The organism is Kitasatospora sp. NPDC092948 (assembly GCF_044754805.1).
Classification (GTDB): domain Bacteria; phylum Actinomycetota; class Actinomycetes; order Streptomycetales; family Streptomycetaceae; genus Kitasatospora.
Genome location: NZ_JBIVPU010000004.1, coordinates 597,428 through 621,913, shown reverse-complemented (window position 1 = coordinate 621,913; position 24,486 = coordinate 597,428). Strand labels below are relative to the sequence as shown.

Below are 24,486 nucleotides of genomic sequence, written 5' to 3'. Positions count from 1 at the left end.
CAGGCTGGCCTCAACCGGGTACAACGGCTCCAGCAACTCCCAACAGTTGACCTGGAGTCGGACGCATGAGCAGCAACACTCCTCCTGGCTACGGGCCGCAGGACCCGTACGGCCAGAACCCGTACGGTCAGCAGCAGCCGCCGGCGGGCGGCGGCTACGGCGCCCCGCCCCCGCCGCCGCCCCCGCCGGGCTACGGCGAGCAGCAGCCCGGGTACGGCGGCCAGCCCGGCTACGGTCAGCAGCCGGGCTACGGCGCCCCGCAGGGCCAGTGGCCGGGCTGGCTCGCCCCGCCGCTGCCGCCCGGCGTCCCGCCGACCCCGGGGACCCGTGCCCTGGCGACACCGGTGGACCGGTTCGTGGCCCGCTTCATCGACGGCCTGATCGTCGGCGTCGTGATCGGGATCGTGTCCTCCGTGACCGTCGGCTTCCTCGGCTTCGGGTACTTCGTGCTGCTGGCCGTCGGGTACGTCGTCTACGACGGCGTCATGATGACCACTCAGCACTGCCAGACCGTCGGCAAGAAGGTCATGAAGCTCCGGGTGGTCGGCGTGGCCACCGGTGCGCGCCCGACCGACAACGAGCTGTGGACCCGGGCCGGCGTCCTGGGCGGCCCGCTCGTCCTCCCGTTCATCGGCAGCCTGCTGTTCCTGGTCAACGGCCTCTCGCAGCTGTGGGACAAGCCGCTCCAGCAGACCTTCCACGACAAGGCCGGCAAGACCGTGGTGGTCAAGGAGAACTGACCCGGCGTCACCGGCGAAGAGCCCCCGCGGAGCAGGAACTCCGCGGGGGCTCTTCGTTCGTTCGGGTCAGCTGGCCAGGCAGCTCGGCCCGAGCAGCTGCTTGAGGTCGCCGAACAGCGCGGGGTCGGACTTCACCCGGTGCCGGTCGAGGCGCAGCACCACGGTCCTGGTCCGCCCGCGCAGGTGGACGTGGACCTCGGTGGAGCCGCGGTGACTGCCCAGCACCTCGCCGAGCCGCTGCACGATCGGCGGGGTGAGCTTGTTCTCCGGCACGGTGATCACGATCGGCAGCTGCGCGCCGACGTTGGACAGGTCGGGCACCGAGAGTTCCATGCCCATCAGCCGCGGCACGTCCTCCCGCTTGTCGAGCTTGCCGCGGACGAACACCACGGCGTCCTCGACGAGTTGGGAGGAGACCAGCTGGTAGCTGGCGGGGAAGAACATGCAGTCGATGGAGCCGGCCAGGTCCTCGACGGTGGCGATCGCCCAGGCGTTGCCCTGCTTGGTCATCTTGCGCTGGAGGCCGGAGATGATGCCGCCGATGGTGACGATGGTGCCGTCGGGGCGTTCGGCGAGGTCGGCGACCGCGCAGTCGGCCTTGTCGGCGAGCACGTGCTCGATGCCGTGCAGCGGGTGCGAGGAGACGTACAGGCCGAGCATCTCGCGCTCCTGGGTGAGCAGGAAGGACTTGTCCCACTCCTCCTCGGAGAACACCACGTCCAGGCCGAAGCTCGGCTCGTCGGAGACGCTGTCGCCGCCGAACAGGTCGAACTGGCCCTCGGCCTCCTTGCGCTTGATCGAGACCACGTTGTCGATCATCGGCTCGAACTGGGCGGTCAGGCCCTTGCGGGTGTGCCCGAGCGAGTCGAAGGAGCCGGCCTTGATCAGCGATTCGACGGTCCGCTTGTTGCAGACCACGGCCTCGACCTTGTCCAGGAAGTCCGGGAAGGAGGTGTACTTCCCCTTGGCCTTCCGGGTGCGGATCATCGACTCCACCACCGGCCCGCCGACGTTGCGGATCGCGGTCAGGCCGAACCGGACGGTGTCGCTGCCGTGCGGGGTGAAGTCGGCGTCGGACTCGTTGACGTCCGGCGGGAGCACCTGGATGCCCATCTTGCGGCACTCGTTGAGGTAGACCGCGGACTTGTCCTTGTCGTCCTTGACCGAGGTGAGCAGGCCGGACATGTACTCGGCCGGGTAGTTGGCCTTGAGGTAGGCGGTCCAGTAGGAGACCAGTCCGTAGCCGGCGGTGTGGGCTTTGTTGAAGGCGTAGCCGGAGAACGGGACGAGGACGTCCCAGACGGCCTGGATCGCGGCGTCCGAGTAGCCGTGTTCGCGGCAGCCCCTCTGGAAGGGGACGAACTCGGCCTCCAGGATCTCCTTCTTCTTCTTGCCCATCGCGCGGCGCAGCAGGTCGGCCTGGCCGAGCGAGTAGCCGGCCAGGATCTGCGCGGCCTTCTGCACCTGCTCCTGGTAGACGATCAGGCCGTAGGTCGGCTTGAGGATCTCCTCCAGGGGCTTCTCCAGCTCCGGGTGGATCGGGGTGATGTCCTGCTGGCCGTTCTTGCGCAGCGCGTAGTTGGTGTGCGAGTTGACGCCCATCGGACCCGGGCGGTACAGCGCGAGGACGGCGGAGATGTCTTCGAAGTTGTCGGGCTTCATCAGGCGCAGCAGCGAGCGCATGGGGCCGCCGTCGAGCTGGAAGACGCCGAGCGTGTCGCCGCGGGCGAGCAGTTCGTAGGTGGGCTTGTCGTCGAGCGGCAGGTCGAGCAGCTCGATCTTGATGCCCTTGTTCTTCTCGATCGCCTTGACGGCGTCGTCCATGATCGTCAGGTTGCGCAGGCCGAGGAAGTCCATCTTGAGAAGGCCGAGGCCCTCGCAGGTGGGGTAGTCGAACTGCGTGATGGTGACGCCGTCGGTGTGCCGGGTCCAGACCGGGATGTGGTCGGTCAGCGGCTCGGCGGACATGATGACGCCGGCGGCGTGCACGCCGGGCTGGCGGATCAGGCCCTCGATGCCGCGCGCGGTGTCGATGACCTTCTTGACGTCCGGGTCGCTCTCGTACAGGCCGCGGATCTCGCCGGCCTCGCCGTAGCGGGGGTGCGAGTTGTCGGTGATGCCGGAGAGCGGGATGCCCTTGCCCATGACGTCCGGCGGCATCGCCTTGGTGATCCGGTCGCCCATCGCGTACGGGTAGCCGAGGACGCGCGAGGAGTCCTTGATGGCGGCCTTCGCCTTGATGGTGCCGTACGTGACGATCATGGCGACCTTGTCGGAGCCCCACTTCTCCGTCACGTAGCGGATCACGTCGCCGCGCCGGCGCTCGTCGAAGTCGATGTCGACGTCGGGCATGGAGATGCGCTCGGGGTTGAGGAAGCGCTCGAAGATCAGGCCGTGCGGGATCGGGTCGAGGTCGGTGATGCCCATCGCGTAGGCGACCAGCGAGCCGGCCGCGGAGCCACGGCCGGGGCCGACCGCGATGCCCTGGCTCTTGGCCCACATGATGAAGTCGGCGACCACGAGGAAGTACGCCGGGAACCCCATCTGGATGATGGTGTCCATCTCGTACTCGGCGAGCTTCTTGTGCTCGTCGTCGTAGCCGTTCGGGAAGCGCCAGTCCATGCCCTCCCAGACCTTGGACTTGAAGAAGTCCGCCTCGGACTCGAAGCCCTCCGGGATCGGGAACCGCGGCATCAGGTTCTTGAACTTGAACATGCCCTCGGTGTCGACCCGGGAGGCGACCAGCAGTTGGCTGTTGCGGCAGCCCTCCTGCCAGATGTCCGAGCTGTCCAGGCCGTACATCTCGGCGGCCGACTTGATGTAGTAGCCGGTGCCGTCGAACCGGAAGCGGTCCGGGTCGGAGAGGTTCTTGCCGGTCTGGACGCAGAGCAGCAGGTCGTGCGCGCCGGCGTCGGCCTCGGTGGTGTAGTGCGAGTCGTTGGTGACCACCGGCGGGATGTCCAGCTTCCGGGAGATCTCCAGGAGGCCGTCCCGGACCCGCTTCTCGATGTCGAGACCGTGGTCCATCAGCTCCAGGAAGTAGTTCTCCTTGCCGAAGATGTCCTGGTACTCGGCGGCCGACTTGAGCGCCTCGTCGAACTGGCCGAGCCGCAGCCGGGTCTGCACCACGCCGGACGGGCAGCCGGTGGTGGCCATCAGGCCGGCGGCGTGCTCGGCGATGATCTCCTTGTCCATCCGGGGCCACTTCACCAGCCAGCCCTCCGCGTACGAGCGGGAGGTCAGCTTGAAGAGGTTGTGCAGGCCCTCCTTGTTCCGGGCCCAGATGGTCTTGTGGGTGTAGGCGCCGGACGCCGAGACGTCGTCCTTCTTCTGGTGCGGCTGGCCCCACAGGATGCGCTTGGTGTTGGACCGCGACTCCGGCGCCACGTACGCCTCGATGCCGATCACCGGGGTGATGCCGGCGGCGGTGGCCTGCTTGTGGAACTCGGCCGCGCCGTACATGTTGCCGTGGTCGGTCATCGCGACGTGCGTCTGGCCCAGCCGCTCGACCTCCTTGAAGAGCTGCTTCAGCCGGGCGGCGCCGTCCAGCATCGAGTACTCGGTGTGGACGTGCAGGTGCGCGTACGGCTGGTCGCTCAAGGCGGGGCCTCCGGGGTCCTGAGGGGGGCTGAAACACGTAAGGCCCGAGCCACCACCAGGGCTCGGACCACGGCTTCCGGGTTCGCGGGTCCGAGTCTAGTCCCCCGCCGGACGTTGAAGCGCTAACCTCCGACCACCACACGGCACCGAGGGGGACTCGCCATGGCGTTCGCTCCACCTGTGCAGGATCCGCCGGGACCGGGCGGGGGCGGACTGCCCGCCATCGGCGTGTTGCTGCTGGTCCAGGCCGTTTCGATGATCGGCGTCCTGGTCTACGACCTGGTCCGGGTCGGCACGGCCTACCTGCCCACCGCGATCGGCATCTCCTACCAGCACATCCCGCCGGCGCCGGTGGCCTTCGGCGGCGCGGACATCGCCTTCCTGCTGGCCACCCTGGCGTTGGCGTTCGGCGCGTTCGCCGGCGGGCGCTGGACCCGCGGCGCGGCCGTGGTGCTCGGCGCGGTGCACGCGTTCGGCGCGTGGTCGCAGCTGGTGAACCTGTTCACCGCGCCCGGCAGCGACACCCGCTTCGTCTTCGAGCCGGTCGGGCACCTGCTGCTGGCCCTCACCCTGGTGCTGACCGTCGTGCTGGCGCTGATCACCACCATCGTGGTGACCGCCACCCGCACCCTGCCGGCCCGCGCCGAGCCCTTCGCCCCTGTGCCTTTCGACCCGGAGCCGGCCTTCCCCGGCCCGGCCGCCCCGGCACCGTACGGCCCGCCGCCGGGCGCCCCCGGCCCCGGCTCGCCGGCCCCGGGCGCCTGGGTCGCTCCTCCGCAGCCCGGGTACGGGCCGCCGAGCCGGCCGCCGCAGCCGCCGAACCCGTACCTGTCGCAGCCGCCCGCCGGCGGGCCGGGCGCCTCGTACGCCTACCCTCCGCAGCCGCCCGCTGCGCCGCCCGCGCCGCCCGCGCCGCCGAACCGGCCGCCCGACCCGTACCGGTAGCGGCGGCCCGCCCGCAGCGGCCTGCCGTTGTCCTGAGGGGTTGTTAGGGTGCTCGCCGTCGGCCCCCTCCGGGGTCGGCGGCGACGAGGGGAGATCCGGCGATGCCCGCCGTGCGCACGCTGTCCGACCGCGAGCTGACGGTCGGCTACTTCGAACGGCAACTGCTGGACCGCGCAACGCCGTTGACGGCCGCCGGGGCGGTGCGGCGGCTGGCCGCGCTGCAGGCGCAGTACTCGCCGTCGCCGCACATCGGCCTGTGGTCCCGGCTGCCGGGCTTCACGGCCGGGCAGTTGGACGCCGCCCTGCTGGACGGCAGTGTGGTGAAGTCGACGCTGATGCGCGGCACCCTGCACCTGGTGCCGGGCGAGGACTACGGCCACCTGGCCGCCGCCTGGCGCCGCCAGTGGCTGCCGTCGCTGCGCGGCCGGCACCGGGGCACCGGCCTGGACGAGGACCGGCTGGAGGCCCGGCTGCGGGAGTTCACCACCGTCCCGCGCAGCGCACAGGAGCTGCGCGAGCGGGTGGCGGAGATCTCCGACGACCGGGTGCACGCCGCGGACCGGCTGAACTACGCGCGGGCGCTGCTGCCGTTCGTGCACGTCGCCCCGTCCGGGCACTGGCGGGAGCACGGCAAGCCGCAACTGGTGCTGTGGCCGGGCGAGTTGCCGCCCGAGCCGGCCGCCACCGCCCGGCTGGTGCACCGCTACCTGCGCGCGTTCGGGCCCGCGTCGCGCGCCGACGTCGCCCACTTCGCCGGGCTGCCGCTGCGTCAGGTCGATCCGGCGCTGGCCGAGTTGGGCGAGCTGTCGCGGCTCCGGACCGAGGACGGCCGGGAGCTGCTCGACCTGCCCGACGCCCCGCCCGCCGCCGATCCCGACCGTGAACTGCCGGTGCGCTTCCTGCCCAAGTGGGACGCCGCGCTGCTGTCGCACGCCGACCGGACCCGGATGCTGCCCGCCGCGCTCCAGTCGCAGGTGTACCGGGCGGCGAACGGCACCCTGCTGGCCTCCTACCTGGTGGACGGCCTGGTCGCGGGGACGTGGACCACCACCCGCACCCGGGGTGAGGCGCGGCTCGCCCTGACCCCGCTGGTGGAGCACGGCCGCCGGCCCGAGCTGGTCGCGGAGGGCGAACGCCTGCTCGCCTTCCTGGAGCCGGACGCGAAGAGCCTCGACGTGGTCTTCGCGCCCTGACGCCCGGCCGGTCCGGCTACTCGTCCAGCTCCGCGAGGAACGCCAGCGCCGCCGCCCAGGTCCGCTCGTCCGCCTCGGCGTCGTAGTCCGGCAGGTCGGCGTCGGTGTACAGGTGTCCGGCGCCCCGGTAGCGGTGCACCTCGACGTCGGCGCCGGCCCGGGTCATCAGCAGGTACCAGGTGTTCAGCCAGTCCTCGGACTCGAACGCGTCCGGCTCGGCCACGTGCAGCTGCACCGCGATGCCGGTGGCGGCGTCCTCGCGCAGGTCGGAGGTGCCGTGCAGGAGCAGCAGCCCGCGGGCCTGCTCGTCGGCCAGCGCCAGGTTCTGCGCCAGCGACCCGCCGAGCGAGAACCCGGCGTACACCAGTCCGTTCTTGGCGGGCAGCAGCGGGGCGACGGCGGTGACGGCGCGGCGCAGCAGTTCGTCGTTGCCGACCTCGTCGCGGTACGCCATGCCCTCCTCCAGCTCGTCGAAGGTGCGGCCCTCGTACAGGTCGGGGGTGTGCACGGTGTGCCCGGCCTCGCGCAGCCGGTCGGCGGCCCGGTGCACGGCGGGACGCAGGCCGTACGCGGAGTGGAACAGGACGATCTCGGCCACGGGTGGCTCCTCGGTGCTCGGTGCTCGACCGTCCATGATCTCCCATGCGGGAACGCGCCGGGGCCCGGCCCACCGGTGGGTGGGCCGGGCCGTCGGGGTGCGGGGTCAGTACGAGGTGCTGACGGCCGCGCCGCTGAAGCCCTGCTGGGCGTACAGGCTGAGGTAGTTGTAGCCGGCGGGCGGGTTGGTGACGGTCAGCGTCTCGGTGTTGTCGGGTCCGGTGGACCTGGCGGTGTACGAGCCGGTGGTGGCCCAGTTGCTGCCGCTGTAGTACAGGTCCGCGTTTCCGGTGCCGCCGGAGACGGTGATGGTGAGGCTGGGGGTGCCGGCCGGCACCCAGAGGTAGAAGTAGGCGTAGTTGTTCACGGTGGCGGCGACGTTCGAGCGGCGGCAGTTCTGGTCGAGCTGCCGGGTGTCGCTGCCGGTGCACTCGGGCGTGGTCGGCACGGCGGAGCCGCAGTTGCCGGCGTTGCAGGCGGTCAGCCAGCTGTTGAAGTCGGCGTCGTAGCGGGTGCCGATGGTGGTCTTCAGGATGGTCCGGGCGCCGTTCCAGTCACCGGTGCGGTACTTGGCGAGCACCGCGTCCATGTCCGCGCGGTGCGACTGGAGCATGTAGCGGACCGCCAGGTAGCCCCAGTTGTAGATCCGGGTCTGGTCCGCGTTGTCGTAGGTGGTGTCGAACAGGGTGGACAGCGCGTAGGTGTGCTGCCCGGCCTGATTGATCGCGTCGGTGTACTCGACGCCCCGGTAGGAGTAGGAGATGTACTCGGCGAAGCCCTCGACCCACCAGACGGTCGGGGTGGTCATGCCGGCGTCGAAGTCGCCGTACATGTCGAACCGGCCGTCGAGGTAGTGGGTGTACTCGTGGTTGAGGTTCCAGATCTGGAAGGCCGGGCGGACCCACTCGGCCTCGTAGGCGACGAACCGCGGCTGGTTGCCGGCCGCGGCCGGGTCGCCCTCCAGGTACATGCCGCCGTTGTCGGTGGAGATCCCGTAGATGGTGCCGGCGTAGGTCTGGTAGTCGCTGCTGGAGTGGAAGACCACCACCTCGATGGTGGTGTTGTTGTCGCCTCCGACCGCGCCGCTGTCCCGGACCACGCCGTGGAAGTACGCGTCCTGGCCCTTCAGGCTGGTGCAGGCGGTGTTCAGCTGGTCGGCCGTCAGCGCCTGGGCGAGGATGCGGATGCTGGGGCTGCACGTGTAGTTGACGGTCAGTACGGCCGCCTTCAGCCGGTTCGCCAGGTCGCAGGTGCCGTAGTAGGCGCAGTTCGCCCGGTCGTAGCTGTCGGTCATCTCGGCCAGGCCGACCCAGAGCGAGGCGGTCCGGCCGGTGATCGAGCTCTGGTCCAGCAGGCTCTTGACCAGCGGCCGGACCTTGGCCTGGAGCGCCGGGTACTGGAGGAACCGGCCGAGTTCGCGGCCCGCGTTGGAGACCAGGAAGTCGTTGGTCCCGCCGAGCAGTCCGCCGTTGCGGGCGGCGAACGACTGGAGGGTGTCCAGCACGCTCGGGTCCGCCTGGACGGCGGGCAGGAAGTCGCTGTTCTGGTGGCCGCGCCAGAGCACCGTGTAGGTGTTGTTGACGGCGTTGACCATGTACCAGGACGCGTCGTAGCTGCTGTTGTAGCCGTTCAGCAGGCGCTTGACGACCGACAGGTAGCGGGCGTTCTCGGCCGCGCTGTCGATCAGGGTGACGGCCTCGCCCAGCGTGGCACCGTTGGCGTCGGTCACGTCCTGGGAGTGCGGGGCGGCGAAGAACGCGTCCAGGCCGCCCTCGATCGCGGACTTCAGGCTGCTGCCGTACGGGCCGACCACGTCCGCGTTGTACCACTGCACGTAGTACCCGGCGCGCAGGTACAGCACCAGCTGGGTGGCCGAAGTCGAGTCGTCGCCCGGGTAGTTGACGGAGACGTCGCGCAGCGCGTTCGCCACGCTCACCATCTGCGCCTCGTTGAACGCCAGCTTCGCGTCGTTGCCCTTCAGCAGGAACAGGCTGTTGACGCAGTCCACCGTGGCGGACTTGATCTGGGCGACCAGCGCGCCGCCGGTCTTCCCGGTGAAGTCGGCGACGTTGCAAGCGGCCGCTGCGGCAAGGGACTTGGCCGCGGCCGGCTCGCCCTTGCCGGTGACCGGCGGGCGCCTGCTGGCGTCCGACCGCAGGTCGCGGTCGGAGTCCTTGCGGCGCTCGGCCGCTTCGGTGCTGCGCGGCGCCGACTTGGACGCCTTCGCGGGCCGTTCGCCGGTGGGAGCGGCGGGGGCGGCCGCCCGGGCGCCCGGCACGAAGGCGGCCAGGAATCCGAGGGCGAGACAGAGGGAGAGCAACAGACTCCACGTTCGCGTGAGGGACGCGAACGGTATCCGGAAGGTTCGCACGTGGGGCCTCCGGGCCGATATGACGCCGCGCATGGGGGTGCACGGCGGAAGGTGGGGGATGGCCGGCGAGCCACCGCTCGACGGCCGGTGACATGTACAATTGCACATGTCACCTCACGCCGGAACCCCCTTCGGCCGGATCAACTGACCCGCATAACCCCGGAGTTCGCTGCGGCGACGACGCCCGGGCCGGCCCCTGCCGGATCGGCCCGCCGGTCCAGGGCCAGGCGCAGCACCACGACCGCCAGCGCGGCCAGCGCGAACCCGACGCCGACCCAGGGGAGCGACCGGCCGCCCAGCGCGGCGAGCACCCAACCCCCGACGGCCGTACCGGCGGTGATCCCCAGGTTCGAGAACGACACGAACAGGCTGTTGCCGAACTCCGGCGCGTCCTGCGTGTCGCGCCCCAGCCAGTGCTGGCAGACGATCAGCCCGCCGGAGTGCACGGCAGCCCAGAGCGGAACGAGAGCGATCATGGGCGCGACGCGCGCACCGAAGGCGTACACCAGGACGTAGACGGCGGCGCACAGCACCGGGAAGAGCAGCACGGTGCGGACGGCGCCGGCCCGCAACAGGGCGGCGAAGGCGAAGTTGCCGAAGATCATGACGACGCCGAACACCATCAGCAGCGCACTGATCCGGGAACCGCCCACCCCGGTGACGGCGCCGAGGTATTCGGCGAAGTAGCCGTACACCGAGAAGAGCGCCGCGAACACCAGGACCACCGAGGCGATGGACAGCCACGTCCGCCCCCGACGCAGCACCCCCAACTGGCGTCCGTAGGACAGCCGTTCACCGGGCGGCAGGGCGGGGAGGAAGCGCAGGACGCCGATCAGGCCGAGCAGGTTGACCGCCGCGCCGAACCAGAACGCCACCGACAGCGAGAAGTGGTCCGCCAGGTAGGACGTGAACGGCACCCCGAACGCGAAGCCCGCCGTGATCCCCGCGAACACCCGGGCGGTGGCTCGGGTCGCGTCCTCCGGCCGGCCGAGCCGCACCGCCGTCGCGAGCGCGACCGAGAAGAAGACCGGGTGCACCAGCGCGGGGACGACCCGGAAGGCGAGCATCACCGCGAAGTGCGTGCTGAGCGCGTAGACGGCGTTCGACACGGCGAAGACGCCCATGGCCGCCGCCAGCACGGCCCGCCGGTCGAGCCGGGACGCCCCGAGGGTCATGAACGGGCCGGACACCGCCACGACCAGGGCGAAGGACCCCACCAGCAGGCCGGCGGCGGCGGCGCTGACGTGCAGTCTGGAGGCGACCTGCGGAAGCACCCCGACGATGCCCATCTCGGTCGTGATGATGCCGAAGACACCTACGGCCAACGCCAGCACGGCCGGCGCGCTTCTTCTCATGATCGTCTTCCTGTGGGAGTGCGGGGCGGGCGTATATCGATGTATCGCGGTTTCTAGATATGAAAGCCCGCAGTGAAGACCCGGGGAGTGCGGGCCGGAGTCAGAGTTCGTTGCCGACGTGGGCCGCGAGCGCCCGGATCGTTCCTTCGTTGCGGCGGTAGTACGTCCACTTGCCGATCCGCTCGGACTCCAGCAGACCGGCGTCCTTCATCGACTGCAGGTAGCTGGACACCACGGACTGCGAGAGCCCCGACCGCGCCTGGATGTCGCCGACGCAGACCCCGATGTGGAACCCCAGGCCCTGCTCGCGGTAGGCGCTCTCGTCGAAGTGCTCGGCCGGGTTCTTCAGCCACTGCAAGAACTGCAGGCGCGCCGGGTTGGCCAGCGCCTTGAACACGGTCAGTGGGTCCACGATCAGCCTTCCGACTCGCTCCGCCGATGTCGCATCTACTTTTTGCGATTTTTGGGAGCGTGTCAACTGCGAGGGGCCCGGGCGCCCCACGCGCCCTACCCGGCGAGCCGGCCGGCCAGCTCCTCCAGGTCGCCGACGAACCACAGTTGCAGCCCGCGGTTGCTCTCCCGCACGAAGTCCCGCAGCGCGTCCGACCGCTCCACGTGCGGCGCGACGTCCCCCACCACCGCGAGACCCATCCGGTACTGGGCGAACTTCTGCACCACCCCGCCCGCGACCCCGCTGCGCAGCCGGAAGAACTCCTCCCCGAACCGCTGCACCGGCACCGCCACCCAGGACGCCCCCAGGTAGTACGCGTTGCCCAGCAGGTCCACCGCGTCCTGCTCCCCCGCGACCGGCTCCCCCTCCGGCGCGCACACCAACACCTGGACCCCGCCCAGCTCCTGAACCGCCGTCACCGCACTTCTCCCGTCATGTCTTCGATCAACCCGAGCACGTCCCCGACCCGCCGCGGCGGGCCCATCACCACGAACCGCAAGGCGCTGCGCGCCTCGTCCGGCACCGCCTGCACCCACAGCGGCCGCGACTCCCCCGACGACCAGGCCCCCGCCGCCGCGAGCACCGCCGTCACCAGCCGGTCCGCATCCGCCCGCCCCACCCCGTCGACCTGCACCACCGCGGAGACCTCCACCCGCGAAGGGCCCGCCGCCTCGACGGCCCCACCCCCGGTGAACGCCGCCACCTCCGCCCGTGCGATCCGGTACTGCTTGCCGATCCGCACGGCCTTCAGCCTTCCGTCGCGAACATAGCCCCGAACGGTCTTCACGTGCAGCCCCAGCAGCTCGGCCACGTCCTCGACGGAGTAGAACTCTTGCACTCCGCATCCTTCCTTATCGCGCCCCGTTGTTCAACCAATAGGGAATGATACGGCACCACTCATCCACTGGCCCGGCCTGACGCGAGCGACCAGGCGAGCGGGCGAGCGAGCAGGCGGGCAGGCGGGCAGGCGGGCGGGCAGGCGGGCGGGCGGGCGGGCGGGCAAGCAGGCGAGCAGGCAAGCGAGCAGGCAAGCGAGCAGGCAAGCAGGCAAGCGAGCGAGCAAGCAGGCAAGCAGGCTGGCGAGCAGGCAAGCGAGCGAGCAGGCGGGCGAGCAGGCTGGCGAGCAGGCGAGGCCCCGCCGCCCCGGTGTTCGGGGATCGACGGGGCCTCACGGCCGCGGCTCGGCGCGGCCGGGTACGCGGGTGCGGTCAGCGCAGCGGGTCGGGCGTCTCCGGCCCGGCCGGGCCGGCGAGGCGGTTGCGGCGCCGGAAGCCGACGGCCGTGGCTGCGACCAGGAGGACGAGTACCGCCATGGCGTCGAGGTTCAGGAAGAAGGCGGTGTCGTAGAGGGGCGGGACGACCGCCACGACCCAGGGCAGGACCGCCAGCGCGACGCCGCCGGCCCGCAGGCGGTCGGTGGCCGGGTCGGCGAGGTGCCGCAGATAGGCGAGGACCATGACGACCGCCGGCCAGGCGGTCGAGGCCAGGAGCAGGGACTCCTGGAGGGGCGTGAAGGCGATGCTGAGGTAGTCGTCGGGCCAGTTGACGATCCACAGGGCGGCGAGGCCTCCCATCGGCACGGCGACGGCTGCCGCGGCGACCGCGGCACGGACGCGGCCCCGCCGGGAGGGGTCGACCGCGTCGGGCGGCGCGAGGAGTACCAACACACCCATCAGCGCCCAGAGTTCGACCAGGTCCAGGTGCAGGCCGAACGACAGGCCCGAAAGGCACTGGGCCGCCACGACGGCGACCAGGACGAGGACCCGGGCCGCGGTCCACCGGCCGAGCGCGGCACACAGCAGGGCGAGGACCCAGGGCGCGGCCTGCGCGACGCCCACCCCCGCCGGAGCGTGGCCGGACCCGGTCGCGCGCAGAACCAGGGCGATCAGCAGGTGGACGACGCCGAGCGCGGCGCCGCCCGCCAGCAGGAACGGCGCGGCACCGGCGAGAACCTGGCCGGCGGGGTCGCGGGAGCTGAGCCGGGTGCGCAGCCGCAGGGCGTGCGCGGCGAGGACGGCCCACTCGTGGGCGGCGGCGCGACGGCCGGCGTGCCGGACCGACTCGGCGTGGACGGCGACGATCTCCTCGCCGTACGCCGCCCGGTACTCGGCGGGGTAGAGGCGGCGCAGCAGCGCGGCAGACCGGGTGAGCGGCCGGGTCATGCCGTCCCCCCACCCAGTCGGAGCGCCGGCCCCGGCGCGGGTCGCAGTGTCGGCCGCAGGCCCCCGAGGGTGAGTCGGCGCTCGGCCTCGTCGGCGCCGGCGCGCAGCCGCCGGGTCTCTTCGGCCAGGGTCCGGCGGCCTTGCTCGGTCAGGGTGAAGGTGCGGCGCAGCCGCCCGTTCACGACCTCCTCGCCCTCGACCTGGATCAGCCCTTGTTGGAGCAGGCGGTCCAGCGCCGTGTAGAGGGTGCCGGTGAGCATCCTGGTCCGGCCTTCGGTGATCGCCAGGACTTCCTGAAGGATCGCATATCCGTGCCGGGGCTCGTCGGCCAGCGCGGTGAGCACCAGCCGCGTCGGCTCGTGCAGTTGACGGTCTGTCATAGCGCAGACGATAGATCAATGGTTTAAATATGTCGATGGCTTAGCTATCGGCGACCCGCCGGCCCGCCGCTCGGCGACCCCCCGGCCAAGAGCCGACCCCGCCGCTCGGCGACTCCCCGGCGATCCACCGCCACCGCTCGGCGACCCCCAACCAAGACCCGACCCCGGCACTCGGCGACTCCCCGGCGATCCACCGGCCCACCGCTCGGCGGCCCCCGACCAAGAGCCGGCCCCGCCGCTCGGCGATTCCTCGGCGACCCCCCGCGAAAAACCGTTTGCATCCGCCGCCGGGCTGGCTAAGGTGGTCCACGTCCTTCCGCATGCGCCTGTGCTGTGGTCGGCCGAGACGAGTGAGGAGGTGTGGCCAGGATGGTTGCCGCCGTGATGCGGCGCGCCTTTGTCTGCGCGCCATACGCCTCCCCCCGTCTTCTTCCCACCGGCTGACAGCGCGCCATTCCGCGCCCCGGTGGGCCACTCCCCAGGAGCCACCGCAGTGCGCGAGCGCTTTGCCGACAGCGATTCCTTCTCCCGTATCCGCCCCAAGGGCGCTTCCCGTCGTGGCCGCAAGGCCGACCGCTTCGACGACGCCGAGCCCGAGTACCTGTACTTCCCCTCCGAGGAGTCCGACTTCGCGGACGAGGAGGAGGCCGAGGCGAACCCGCCCGTCGCCGACGGCCCCGCCGTGGGCGACCGCTGGTCCACCTGGGACCAGTCCACCCCGACCGAGAAGGGGCCCGAGCCGCGCCCCGACTGGGTCATCACCGAACTCGCCGCCGTGGACACCGAGTTCGGCATCGTGAAGACCGGCAAGGAGGCCGACGTCTTCCTGCTGGAGCGCGCCGTCCCGGGCACCGGGCGCCGCACCCTGATGGCGGCCAAGCGCTACCGGGACGCCCAGCACCGGATGTTCCACCGCGACTCCGGCTACCTGGAGGGCCGCCAGCACAAGGAGTCCCGGGTCAGCCGGGCGATGGCGAAGCGGACGGCGTTCGGCAAGGAGGCGATCGCCGGCCAGTGGGCGGCCGCCGAGTTCACGGCGCTGTGCCGCCTGTGGTCGGCGGGCGTCGCCGTGCCGTACCCGGTACAGATCACCGGCACCGAGATCCTGATGGAGTTCATCGGCGACGAGGCCGGCACGGCCGCCCCGCGGCTGGCCCAACTGCGCGCCGAGGAAGCCGACATCGACGACCTCTGGGAGCAGCTGGGCCGCAGCCTGTCCCTGCTGGCGTACGACGGCTACGCGCACGGAGACCTCTCCGCGTACAACATCCTGGTGCACCACGGCCGCCTGGTGATCATCGACGTCCCGCAGATCGTCGATGTGGTGGCCAACCCCCGGGGCCTGTCCTTCCTGGAGCGGGACGTGCGCAACGTCGGCGCCTGGTTCGTCTCCCGCGGCCTGCCGCCCGAGCGGGTGGAGGCCCTGGTGGAGTCGCTGGCGGAGGACGCCCGGCTGCAGCGCTGACGGCCCGTCGGCTCACTCGCTCGGCCAGAGGACGAACCGCGGCAGCACCACTCGCCGCGGTTCGCCGCCGCACGCCCCCAGCGCCCCGCGGATCTCGTACAGGTGCGCCACGGCGAGTTCCAGCGGGGCCTCGTCCGGCTGGTGGCTGTAGCGGATCGGGTAGTCGACGCCGGGCCGGGTCGACATCTCGATGTGGCAGCCCAGCACGTGGCTGACGGGCCGCCGTTCGGCCAGCTCGATCAGCCGGTCGATGCTGAGGGCGAACGCGGCCCAGTCGTCGATGTAGAGCCGGCCGGGGTAGACGGTGTCGCCGGTGAGCAGGAAGCCGCTCCACGGGTCGTAGTAGGTGACCGCGGCGGGGTGGTGCCCGGGGGTGGCCAGGCACTCCAGCACCCGCCCGCCGAGGTCGATCCGGGCGACGGCGTCCGGGTCGGCGTCGAAGCCGAACCACGGCCAGGCGTCGTCCTTCCCGGCCGGCACCAGCTCCGTCCCCGGCCGGTCGGCGAACTGCCCGTCCCCGGCGACGTGGTCGCCGTGCCCGTGGGTGTGCACCACCAGCAGCCGGTAGTCCTCCCGCGGGTTGTTCGCCAACCAGCCGTCGATCAGCTCGTCCACGGTCCGCCGCAACGGCAGGTACGCGGCCTCGGCGGTGGCGCCGGTGTCGATCAGCACCGCCCGCTCGTTGCCGAACAGCAGGTACAGGAACGGCGCTTCGTAGTGGACGGCCATGTTCTGCCGCAGGATCACCGTGTGCTCGTCGTACGCGTACACCTGCAGGTCGGGGTCGGTGTTGTGCTTGGCCGACGGCGAGCCGTGGTTCCAGCTGACGTCCAGCGGGCGCGCCCCGGGCCGGCCGGTGGTGAAGTCGATCGGGTTGCCGGTCACTGCGGGGTTCCTCCGGATCTTCGTGCCGAACATGCCGGTTGACCGTACGTCAGCCGCCCCGGCGACTCGAACGGGCGTGCCCCGGCGGCGTGTAGAGTCGCCGCGCGAAGAGGGGCCCGGCCGACTTCCCATCGGGTGGCCCGGCGGGCCAGACTCTTGCTGACAGGTCGTACACCATGCTCGGGGGACACGGGACATGTGGGGTCGGGGGACGGTGCTCGGGGGCCGGTATGCCCTCGCCGAGCGGCTCGGCAGCGGGGCCATGGGCGAGGTCTGGCGGACGGACGACCGGGTGCTCGGCCGCCAGGTCGCGGTGAAGATCGTGCTTCCGGCGCTGATGGAGGACGAGGTCTTCGCGGCCCGGTTCCGCCGCGAGGCGACCGTGCTCGCGGCGATGAACCACCGCGGCGTGGTGCACATCCACGACTACGGCGAGGACGCCTCCGACCCGTCCGCGAAGATCGCGTACATCGTGATGGAGCTGCTGTCCGGCCGCCCGCTGGACAAGGCCAAGGGCCGCGGCAGCTTCCCGCCGGACCGGGCGCTGGACGTCGCCGCGCAGGTGCTGGACGCCCTGCACGCCGCGCACCAGCAGGGCATCGTGCACCGCGACATCAAACCGTCCAACCTGATGATCGATCAGGACGGCCGGGTCACCGTCACCGACTTCGGCATCGCCCGCACGCTGGCCGACACCCGGATCACCACCGCGCACGCGGTGATCGGCACCGCCCTCTACATGGCCCCGGAACGCGCCGAGGGCAAGGACGCCTCGGCCGCCTCCGACCTGTACTCGGTCGGCGTGGTGCTGTACGAACTCCTCACCGGGAAGCCGCCGTTCACCGGCGAGACCCCGCTGGAGGTGGTCCTCAAGCACGTCCGCGAGCCGGTGCCGGACCTGCCGGACGCGGTGCCCGCGCCGGTGCGCGCGGTGGTCGTGAAGTCCCTCGCCAAGCAGCCCGGCGAACGCTACCCGGACGCGGCGGCGATGGCCGTCGCCGCCCGGCAGGCGATGTCCACCCCCGCCGGGCTGGGCGCCGTCCTGGCACTCGCCGGACCGGACGGAACCCCTCCCGCCGTCCCCGCCCCGGCCGCCGCCACCGCCGCCCCCGAGCGGACGAACCACGCCGGACGCCGACGGCTGGTCACGTTCGTGCTGCCGCTGGTGCTGGTCACCGGCGGCGGAGTGACGGCCCAGCAGCTCGAAATCCTGCCCTGGCAACACCGGCCCGACGCCGTCAACGCCGCCAAGTCCCCCGAAGCCCCGACCGGTTCCGCCTCCCCGACCGCCACCGCCTCCCAAGGCGGCCCGACTCAGCAGCAGTCCTCCGCCCCACCCGAGTCCGCCGGCCCGCCCACCACCGACCCGAACGGCAACCCGCTCCCGCCCGGCGGCACCACCGCCCAGGGCAACAGCAACCCCGGCACCGGCAACGGCGGTTCCGGCAACGGCGGTTCCGTGAACAACACCACCGGCGGCGGCACCTCGGGCGGCGGCTCCAACGGCGGCGGCTCGAACAGCGGCGGCGGCAGTGGCGGTGGCAGTGGCGGCGGCGGCACCCCGGCCCAGCCCGCCCCGACCACCCCCAAGCCCCCCTCGGCCACCGGCCCGGCAGCGGGCTGCGGCGGCAGCGGCTGGGGCCGGCTGGTCAACGTCGGCACCGGGCAGGCCGCCGGCCTCGGCTCGGACGCGCTGACGGGAGGCGTGCCCGTGGTGTCGGGCCGCAACACCTCCTACGGCTGGATCAAGACCACCGACGGCACCGGCCAAACCTTCTTCACCGCCTGCAACAGCAGCAGCGGCGTCAACCTCGGCGGGCGCTACGCGGGCAGCCCGAACATCGCCGAACTGGCCGGCTCCAGCTCCTACGGAGACATGACCAACTGGTTCCCGGCCGACGCCGGTTCCGGCATGTTCCAGCTCAAGTTCGGCTACGGCGTGCAGAGCTGCCTCACCGACAGCGGCGCCGGCACCACCCTGACCATCACCACCTGCTCCCCCGGCGACAAGTCCCAGCTCTTCCGCTTCTCCTGACCGCGACTCCCGCGCGTCGCACCGGAGTTGTCACACCCCTGGGGAAGAGTGCCGGACATGGCCGAACAGTACGTCGCCGCGTTCGCGGTGGACGCCGCGCTGCTGCTGCGCCTGCCCGGGTCGGGCGGCGCGGGGCTGCCCGGCATCCACCGGTCCGCCGCGCTCGCCGAGCTGCTCTCCGGCCGCCTGCGCGCCGACACGGACTCCCGCTACACCGCCCTGCTGCCCGCCCTGGCGGGCACCCTCGGGACCCCACTGGGCGAGGCCGTCCTCGCGGGCCGGCACTGGGACGAACTCACCGGCGTCTTCTGCACCTTGGGCCTGCCCGCGCTCGCCGCACTGTGGTCCCGCCGCTGGCCGTGGCCGGACGGCGCCACCGACGACCGGCCCTGGCCGTGCCCGACCCTCACCCCGTGCACCGCGCTCCCCGGCGTGCTGGCCGACCTCGCCGCCCTCGACCCCGGCGCGCTCCCCGGCCACCCCACGGCCAACCTGGAGGAGGACGACCTCGAAGAGGCCGCCTGGTTCCTCACCGAGCACCTCCCCACCTGGGCGTCGCACGCCCACGCGCACTCACTCGACCTGCTGCTGCTCCGGGACGGCGCCCGATGACCGCCGGCGCCCTGGTGGTGCGCACCGACTTCGCCGACCCGGCGGCCTGGCGACGCCTGTGCGACGTGCTGGCCACCCCGACCGAGGAGGGCTTCCGGCCCGTCGTCGCCCCGGTCGACGACCCCGCCAACAGCGGCCTGACCGTCGCCGACCTGGCGGCCCGCCTGCCACCCGACTACCGGCACCCGCTGCTCGTCGTCGCCGACCGCCGCACCCTCTCCGACCCCGAACTCCCGCTGCTGGCCGCCCACCTGCGCGACCCGGCGGCCCCGACCGTCCGGGTGGCCGCGGCCGCCCTGTGGGGCATCGAGAACAACCTGTCGATCTCCAACACGGACTTCTCGGACTACCCCCGCGCCGCCGGCCCCGACGGAGTCTTCCGCGGCTTCTGACCGTCCGTCACGTCGGCCGTCACGACACCACGTCCTTCGTCGCGAACCCGCGGAACGCCAGCGCCAGCAGAATCGCCGCGTACGACAGGGACAGCACCACGCCCTGCACCATCCCGCCCCACTCCAACTGCGGCTGGAGCGCGTCCGCCCAGGCGTACTGCCAGTGCGCGGGGAACCACTCGCGCAGCGAGCCGAGCGCGGTGACGGCGTCCAGCACACCCGTGATGATCGACGCGAAGACCGCGCCGCCGACCGCGCCCAGCGGGGCGTCCGTCGCGGTGGAGAGCCAGAACGCCAGTGCGCCGACCACGACTTCGGCGAGGAAGACGTACAGCACGGCGATCGCCAGCCGGGGCAGCGCCTCGGTCGCGGAGAGCGTCGCCCCGGTCGGGAGCTTCAGGTCGCCCCAGCCGTACGCGGCGGTGCCGACCACCAGGCCGACGGCGGGCAGCAGGACGACCGCCGCCGCCGAGAACGCCATCGCCACGGCGAACTTCCGCGCCAGCAGCCGGGCCCGCGGCACCGGCGCCGCCAGCAGGTAGCGCAGCGAGGACCAGCTCGCCTCGGAGGCCACGGTGTCGCCGCAGAACAGCGCCACCGGGATCACCAGCAGGAACCCGGTGCCCATGAACAGCAGCGTGGTGGCGAAGTTCGCGCCGGACGCGGTGGCCAGCTCGATGAACGTGGTGCGGTTCTCCCGCCCCGGCGTGCCACCGATCTGGAACGCCGCCAGCACGATGAACGGCAGCAGCGCCAGCACCCCGCCGATCACCAGCGTGCGCCGCCGCCGCAACTGCCGCATCGCCTCGACCCGCAGCGGCAGCGTCCGCCCGGGCCGGTACCCGGGGGCCGCCGTCTCCCTCACGGTCGTACTCATGCCGCTCCTCCGATCAGGGACAGGAAGGCGTCCTCCAGTCGTCGCTGCGGGCCGATGCCCGCCACCGGCACGCCCAGGCGCACCAGTTCGGACGTCAGCCGGCTCACCGGCAGTCCGTCCAGCCGGACCAGCAGCCCGCCGTCCACCGCCCGCACGGACTCGACGCCGTCCAGCGCGGACAGCTTCTCCGCGACCGCCTCGGCCTCCGCCCCGGCGAACCCGTCCTCGACGTTCACCAGCAACTGCTCGCCCGCGCCGGTGATGTCGGCGGTCGGCCCGGCCACCACCAGCCGGCCGCGCTCCATCACCACCAGGTGGGTGCAGGACTGCTCGACCTCCGCGAGCAGGTGGCTGGAGACGATGACGGTGCGCCCGGCGGCGGCGTAACGGACCATCACCTCCCGCATCTCGCGGATCTGCGGCGGGTCGAGGCCGTTGGTCGGTTCGTCCAGGATCAGCAGATCGGGCAGGCCCAGCATGGCCTGCGCGATCGCCAGGCGCTGCCGCATGCCCTGCGAGTAGGTGCGCACCGCGCGCTCCAGCGCCTCGCCGAGGCCGGCGATCTCCAACGCCTCCGCGAAGTGCGCGTCCTCCACCGGCCGCCCGGTGGCCGCCCAGTACGACTCCAGGTTGGCCCGCCCGGTCAGGTGCGGCAGGAAACCCGCGCCCTCGACGAACGCCCCGACCCGGGACAGCACCGGCGCGCCCGGCCGGATCGCCTGCCCGAACACCCGGATCTCGCCCTCGTCGGGACGGATCAGACCCATCAGCATCCGCAGCGTGGTGGTCTTGCCGGCGCCATTCGGACCGAGCAGGCCGAGCACCTGCCCGGCCTCCACCCGCAGCGACAACTCCCGTACCGCGTACCGGTCCGCCGAGCCCTTGTACTTCTTCGACAGGCCGGTGATCTGCAACGGCACCCCGGCCAGCTCCGGATCCGGCGCGGGCGTCGCCACCCGCCGGCGCCGCACGAACAGCAGCAGCGCGCCGATCACCAGCGCCACCAGCGGCAGGATCCACGTCCGGTTCGGCACCGGCGCGGCCTCGGTGCGCAGCTGATCCACCGTCGGCACGCTCAACGGCCCGGCCGCGGACAGCGTGTACGTGGCGGCCTGCACCGGCGAGGCGTACGCCAGGTCGGTGGACGCCACCACCAGCCGCAGCCGGTGCCCGGCCGGGAACTCGTGGTCCACGGCCGGCAGCGTCACCTGCACCGTCCGCCCGCCCGGCACGTCCGCGCCGGTCACCCGCAGCGGGGCGACCAGTTGCTGCGGCAACGCCTGCTTCCCGTCCGGCGCGACGTCGTACACCTTCGCGAACAGCACCGCCTCCGGGGCGTCCGCGGCCACGTGCACCGCCACCGTCGGCGCGCCCGTCAGGTGCAGCGCGCCGCCCAGCGGCGCGGAGTCGAACGCCGCGTACTGGCCGGGGAAGTCGATCGACAGGCCCGCGCCCACCGAGGACAGCTGGGACAGCGCCCCGATCCCCGGCAGCGTCGAAATGTTCGGCGGCGAGCCGCCCGGCGGGTTCGCCACCTTCTGCTCACGGCCCGTCAGCTCCACGGTGCGCTGCGCCGTCCCGCCCAGCCCGGGGTAGCGGTCGGCGTCCGCGCCGCGCAGCACCGCCTGGAAGCCCGTCGAGTCGACGCCGCCGGTGCGGGTCACCCGGAACGCCGGGCCGGTCGAGGTGCCCCTGCCCTTCAGATAGTGGTCGAACCAGGCCGTCACCCGGGCGTCCGAGCGGGTACTGCTCTCCTGCCCGCCGTCGTGGCCCGCGCCGAACCAGTCCACCGCGACCGGTGCGCCGTTCGCGGCCACCGCCTTCGCGATCCGGTCGCCCTGGTCGAGCGGGAACAGCGAATCCTGCTGACCCTGGATCACCAGCGTCGGGACCTTGATCCGGTCCGCCACCGAGGACGGGCTCGACCGCTCCAGCACCCGCACCGCATCCGCGTCCGGCCGCCCGGCCGCCGCCACCCGGTTGTACATCGCGCACAGCTCGTCCCGGAACCGGCCGCACCCCACCGGCCCCTCGGCCGCCGGCTGCTTCGGCCCGCCGTCACCGAGGCCGGACGCCGAACCGGTGGTGAAGAAGATCCCCGCCCACAGCTTCTTGAACACCCCGTCGGCGGCCGAACTCCCCTGCGCCGCCTGCGGAAACAGCGCATCCGCCAGGTTCCACCAGGTGATCTGCGGCGCGATCGCGTCGATCCGCCGGTCGTACGCGGCCGCCAGCAGCGACACCGCCCCGCCGTACGACGCGCCCGTCACCCCGACCCGCGGATCGCCCTCGCCGTCCAACTGCACCTCGGGGCGCTGCGCCAGCCAGTCCACCAGCCGCGACACGTCCGCGACCTCACGCTCCGGCTCGTTCAGCCCGATCTGCCCGGACGACTGCCCGAACCCGCGCGCCGACCACGTCAACACCGCGTACCCGTCCCGGGCCAGCTCCTCCGCCCGCGACCGCTCGCTCTCCTTCGACCCGCCGAAGCCGTGCGCCAGCAGAATCGCCGGACGCCGCCCCGACCCGCCCGCGGTGAAGAACGAGGTGTCGATCCGAACCCCCTCCGACACCTCCAGGAACCGGTCCTCCCGATGCACCGCCGCCGGCTCCCCCGCCGCCGCGACCACCGCCCCGCCACCGCCCAGCAGCGCCACCAGCGCGCCCCCGGCCACCACCACCCGCCGACGCATCACCCACCCGCGCCATGCCTCAGCGAACCCCATGCCCGCGATCCTAGCCGCGCGACAAGTAGGACTCCTGTTAGCGCGAGACCGCTCGCCCCTTCCCCGTTCGCGGGCGACCACCGGCGGACAGGTGGGCAGATCGGCACAGAAAGCCCAATCCCCACGCTATGGTGCAAATCCCCCACCCTCCCGAGGTGCCCCCGTGCTATGGCCTCTCGCCAGCCTCCTCACCGCGATCCTCGCCACCCTCTTCGCCGGCTGGCTGGTCGACCAGATCCTCCAGCGCCTCGCGGCCCGCCACCCCGACGCCCCGGTCTGGGAGGCCCTGCGCCGCTGCCGGATCCCCCTCCAGCTGGTCCTGCTGACGGCGATCCTGCTGTCCTCCCCGCCGCTTCGCCGGCTCTTCCCCAGCGAGGACAGCGCCGCCCGCCACACCGTGCTGCTCGCGCTGATCGCCTCTCTCGGCTGGCTCACCGTCCGCGTCCTCGCCGCCGTCCTGGAGGCGGTCTTCAGCCGCTACGAGACGATCACCGAGGACGCGTCCCGGGTCCGACGCGTGCGGACCCAGCTCGGTCTGGTCCGCCGCGTCGGCTCGGCCGTCGTCTGGGTGGTGACGGTCGGCGCGCTCCTGCTGACCTTCGACGCGATGCGCACGGTCGGCGCCAGCCTGCTCGCCTCCGCCGGCCTGATCGGCATCGTCGCGGGCATCGCCGCCCAGTCCACCCTCGGCAACTTCTTCGCCGGCCTGCAGATCGCGTTCAGCGACACCGTCCGGATCGGCGACACCGTCGTCCTGGAGGGCCAGCAGGGCACGGTCGAGGAGATCACGCTCTCCTACCTGGTGCTGCGCCTGTGGGACGACCGCCGACTGGTGGTCCCGGTGTCGTACTTCGTCTCCAAGCCGTTCGAGAACTGGACCCGCCGCGACCCGGGCCTGTACGCCTGGGTGCTGCTCCACCTCGACCACTGCACCCCGGTCGAGGACCTCCGCGCGGAGCTGGGGCGCTTCCTGACCGGCACCGAGTTGTGGGACGGCGGGGACTGGTCCCTCACCGTCACCGACACCACCCCGTCGACCATCGTGGTCCGCGCCATGATGACCGTCCGCGACCCGGACGCCGCCGGCGCCCTCAAGCTCGCCACCCGCGAACACCTGCTCGCCCACCTGAGGGACCACCACCCGGAGGCCCTCCCCCGCGTCCGCACCGCCTAGTCACGCCCCCGGCCGGACCTCGCTCTCGTAGGTGACCCAGGTCGTGCGCTCGGCGAGCGTGTCGTACAGCGCCTGGGCCTGCCGGTTGTCCTCCGCGGTGACCCACTGCACGAAGGATCGCCCCTCCGCGGCGGCGAGTTCCCGCAGCCGCTCGACGAGCGCCCGCCCGACACCGCGACCGCGGACCGCCGGGTCGGTGAACAGGTCGTCGAGGAAGATCCCCGTCGTGCCGGTGTACGAGGAGGGGACGGGGCGGTGGTGCGCGAAGCCGACGACGGCTCCGTCGGCCTCCGCGACGAAGGCGTCGCATTCGTGCCCGGGGTCCGTCAGCCAGGCCCAGACCCGGGAGACGACCTCCTCGGACTCCTCCAGCCGGTAGAACTCGCGGTACTGGCGGAACAGTTCACGCCAGCGGGCCTCGTCCGTCGCGGCGAGCGGACGGACGGTCGGGGTGGTCGATGTCATGCGGTGCTCTCTCCGTTCTCGTGCCGGCCGGGCACGTGGTGCGCGGGTGCCCCGAAGGTCC

Annotated in this window: 21 protein-coding genes; 8 read left to right on the top strand and 13 right to left on the bottom strand. The window is 72.3% G+C overall.

Translation table 11 applies throughout. The features are described from left to right. The first annotated feature begins 65 nt into the window (after positions 1-65). Positions 66-740 (top strand): RDD family protein, encoded by a 675-nt coding sequence (locus ACIQF6_RS16440; protein ID WP_400895050.1) that lies wholly within the window; start codon positions 66-68, stop codon positions 738-740. Positions 741-806: 66 nt separating this feature from the next. Here the strand turns inward: ACIQF6_RS16440 and dnaE are convergent, their stop codons facing one another. Beyond that, positions 807-4,340 (bottom strand): DNA polymerase III subunit alpha, encoded by a 3,534-nt coding sequence (gene dnaE, locus ACIQF6_RS16435; protein WP_400895047.1) that lies wholly within the window; start codon positions 4,338-4,340, stop codon positions 807-809. A 180-nt stretch (positions 4,341-4,520) separates the two neighbouring features. Between dnaE and ACIQF6_RS16430 the strand changes: the two genes are divergently transcribed. Together ACIQF6_RS16430 and ACIQF6_RS16425 are read left to right on the top strand one after the other, a co-directional pair. After that, positions 4,521-5,285: a hypothetical protein gene (locus ACIQF6_RS16430; protein ID WP_400895045.1), complete on the top strand. Its 765-nt coding sequence runs from the start codon at positions 4,521-4,523 to the stop codon at positions 5,283-5,285. Positions 5,286-5,386: 101 nt separating this feature from the next. Next, complete coding sequence (locus tag ACIQF6_RS16425) at positions 5,387-6,478, top strand: winged helix DNA-binding domain-containing protein (protein WP_400895043.1); 1,092 nt, start codon at positions 5,387-5,389, stop codon at positions 6,476-6,478. A gap of 16 nt (positions 6,479-6,494) precedes the next feature. Here the strand turns inward: ACIQF6_RS16425 and ACIQF6_RS16420 are convergent, their stop codons facing one another. The 8 genes from ACIQF6_RS16420 to ACIQF6_RS16385 all read right to left on the bottom strand — a co-directional run bounded on the left by ACIQF6_RS16420 (position 6,495) and on the right by ACIQF6_RS16385 (position 13,794). Then, positions 6,495-7,112, bottom strand: a complete 618-nt coding sequence (locus ACIQF6_RS16420; protein ID WP_400895041.1) for a dienelactone hydrolase family protein — start codon at positions 7,110-7,112, stop codon at positions 6,495-6,497. 69 nt (positions 7,113-7,181) lie between these two features. Beyond that, positions 7,182-9,479, bottom strand: a complete 2,298-nt coding sequence (locus ACIQF6_RS16415) for a M9 family metallopeptidase (RefSeq protein WP_400895039.1) — start codon at positions 9,477-9,479, stop codon at positions 7,182-7,184. A gap of 107 nt (positions 9,480-9,586) precedes the next feature. Next, positions 9,587-10,801: an MFS transporter gene (locus ACIQF6_RS16410; RefSeq protein WP_400895037.1), complete on the bottom strand. Its 1,215-nt coding sequence runs from the start codon at positions 10,799-10,801 to the stop codon at positions 9,587-9,589. Between the two features lie 100 nt (positions 10,802-10,901). After that, entirely contained in the window at positions 10,902-11,213 is a 312-nt protein-coding gene (locus ACIQF6_RS16405; RefSeq protein ID WP_400895035.1) for an ArsR/SmtB family transcription factor, read from the bottom strand. A 95-nt stretch (positions 11,214-11,308) separates the two neighbouring features. Continuing rightward, entirely contained in the window at positions 11,309-11,671 is a 363-nt protein-coding gene (locus tag ACIQF6_RS16400) for a DUF4180 domain-containing protein (protein ID WP_400895033.1), read from the bottom strand. Then, a complete protein-coding gene (locus ACIQF6_RS16395) occupies positions 11,668-12,090 on the bottom strand; it encodes a helix-turn-helix domain-containing protein (protein ID WP_400895031.1) in 423 nt (140 codons plus the stop codon). The genes ACIQF6_RS16400 and ACIQF6_RS16395 overlap by 4 nt, the downstream gene beginning before the upstream one ends. Before the next feature lie 370 nt (positions 12,091-12,460). Next, entirely contained in the window at positions 12,461-13,414 is a 954-nt protein-coding gene (locus ACIQF6_RS16390) for a hypothetical protein (RefSeq protein ID WP_400895029.1), read from the bottom strand. Continuing rightward, positions 13,411-13,794 (bottom strand): PadR family transcriptional regulator, encoded by a 384-nt coding sequence (locus tag ACIQF6_RS16385; RefSeq protein ID WP_400895026.1) that lies wholly within the window; start codon positions 13,792-13,794, stop codon positions 13,411-13,413. The genes ACIQF6_RS16390 and ACIQF6_RS16385 overlap by 4 nt, the downstream gene beginning before the upstream one ends. A 493-nt stretch (positions 13,795-14,287) precedes the next feature. Between ACIQF6_RS16385 and ACIQF6_RS16380 the strand changes: the two genes are divergently transcribed. Continuing rightward, on the top strand, positions 14,288-15,259 hold the full coding sequence (locus tag ACIQF6_RS16380; protein WP_400895024.1) for a serine protein kinase RIO: 972 nt from the start codon (positions 14,288-14,290) through the stop codon (positions 15,257-15,259). A 12-nt stretch (positions 15,260-15,271) separates the two neighbouring features. Here ACIQF6_RS16380 and ACIQF6_RS16375 read toward each other — a convergent pair whose 3' ends face one another. Then, positions 15,272-16,144: an MBL fold metallo-hydrolase gene (locus tag ACIQF6_RS16375; RefSeq protein ID WP_400895021.1), complete on the bottom strand. Its 873-nt coding sequence runs from the start codon at positions 16,142-16,144 to the stop codon at positions 15,272-15,274. Between the two features lie 196 nt (positions 16,145-16,340). Here ACIQF6_RS16375 and ACIQF6_RS16370 point away from each other — a divergent pair, with 196 nt between their 5' ends. Genes ACIQF6_RS16370 through ACIQF6_RS16360 form a run of 3 tightly spaced genes read left to right on the top strand, consistent with a single transcriptional unit; the run spans position 16,341 to position 19,183 of the window. Beyond that, on the top strand, positions 16,341-18,179 hold the full coding sequence (locus ACIQF6_RS16370; protein WP_400895018.1) for a protein kinase: 1,839 nt from the start codon (positions 16,341-16,343) through the stop codon (positions 18,177-18,179). 57 nt (positions 18,180-18,236) lie between these two features. Then, positions 18,237-18,791, top strand: coding sequence for a hypothetical protein (locus tag ACIQF6_RS16365; protein WP_400895016.1), 555 nt, complete (start codon positions 18,237-18,239; stop codon positions 18,789-18,791). Continuing rightward, complete coding sequence (locus ACIQF6_RS16360; RefSeq protein WP_400895013.1) at positions 18,788-19,183, top strand: DUF6924 domain-containing protein; 396 nt, start codon at positions 18,788-18,790, stop codon at positions 19,181-19,183. The genes ACIQF6_RS16365 and ACIQF6_RS16360 overlap by 4 nt, the downstream gene beginning before the upstream one ends. Positions 19,184-19,202: 19 nt before the next feature. Here ACIQF6_RS16360 and ACIQF6_RS16355 read toward each other — a convergent pair whose 3' ends face one another. Together ACIQF6_RS16355 and ACIQF6_RS16350 are read right to left on the bottom strand one after the other, a co-directional pair. Next, on the bottom strand, positions 19,203-20,060 hold the full coding sequence (locus tag ACIQF6_RS16355) for an ABC transporter permease (RefSeq protein WP_400895010.1): 858 nt from the start codon (positions 20,058-20,060) through the stop codon (positions 19,203-19,205). Then, complete coding sequence (locus tag ACIQF6_RS16350) at positions 20,057-22,786, bottom strand: alpha/beta fold hydrolase (RefSeq protein WP_400895008.1); 2,730 nt, start codon at positions 22,784-22,786, stop codon at positions 20,057-20,059. The genes ACIQF6_RS16355 and ACIQF6_RS16350 overlap by 4 nt, the downstream gene beginning before the upstream one ends. Before the next feature lie 163 nt (positions 22,787-22,949). Here ACIQF6_RS16350 and ACIQF6_RS16345 point away from each other — a divergent pair, with 163 nt between their 5' ends. Then, positions 22,950-23,960, top strand: coding sequence for a mechanosensitive ion channel family protein (locus ACIQF6_RS16345; protein WP_400895006.1), 1,011 nt, complete (start codon positions 22,950-22,952; stop codon positions 23,958-23,960). Here the strand turns inward: ACIQF6_RS16345 and ACIQF6_RS16340 are convergent, their stop codons facing one another. After that, entirely contained in the window at positions 23,961-24,425 is a 465-nt protein-coding gene (locus ACIQF6_RS16340; protein WP_400895003.1) for a GNAT family N-acetyltransferase, read from the bottom strand. Between the last annotated feature and the right edge of the window lie 61 nt (positions 24,426-24,486).